Below are 637 nucleotides of genomic sequence, written 5' to 3'. Positions count from 1 at the left end.
GCCGGCCAGCGGCCTGCGGGCCGTCGACCCGCAAGGGCTGGGCGGCCTGTGTCTGCGCGGCCCCGCCGGCCCGGCCCGTGATGCGCTGCTCGCCAGCCTGCGCCGCTTGCTGCCGCCCGAAGCGCCGTGGCGGCGCCTGCCGCTGCAGATCGATGACGAGCGCCTGCTCGGTGGCCTGGACCTCGGCCTGAGCCTGGCGGCCGGCCGGCCGGTGGCGCAGGCTGGCTTGCTGGCCGAGGCCGATGGCGGCGTGCTGCTGCTGGCTATGGCCGAGCGCTGCGACGCCGGCCTGGCGGCCAAGCTGGCATCGGTGCTGGAGCAGCAGGGCGCCTCTCGCTTCTGCATCGTGGCGCTCGATGAAGGGCAGTCGACCGAGGAGCAAGTGCCGGCCAGCCTGCTGGAGCGGCTGGCGCTGATCGCCAGCCCGGCTGCGCCGGAGCTGGGCGCGGTCTTCGACTCGCCTGCCGAGCGTCAGCTCTTGTTGCCTTTCGATCTCGCTGCGGCGCGGCAGCGCCTGGCCCATATCGCTTACGACGAAGCCACCGTCCAGGCCCTGTGCGGCACCGCCGCCGCGCTGGGCCTGGTGTCGCTGCGCCCGCCCTGGCAGGCCTGGCGCGCGGCCTGCGCGGCGGCGGCC

General features: G+C 76.0%; 1 pseudogene. It reads left to right on the top strand.

The features are described from left to right. A pseudogene (bchD, locus tag PO768_RS25395) lies at positions 1–637 on the top strand (magnesium chelatase subunit D); the annotation flags it as partial.

Source organism: Paucibacter sp. XJ19-41 (assembly GCF_028462495.1).
Classification (GTDB): Bacteria; Pseudomonadota; Gammaproteobacteria; order Burkholderiales; family Burkholderiaceae_C; genus Roseateles_E.
This window is presented reverse-complemented; position numbering and strand designations above follow the sequence as displayed.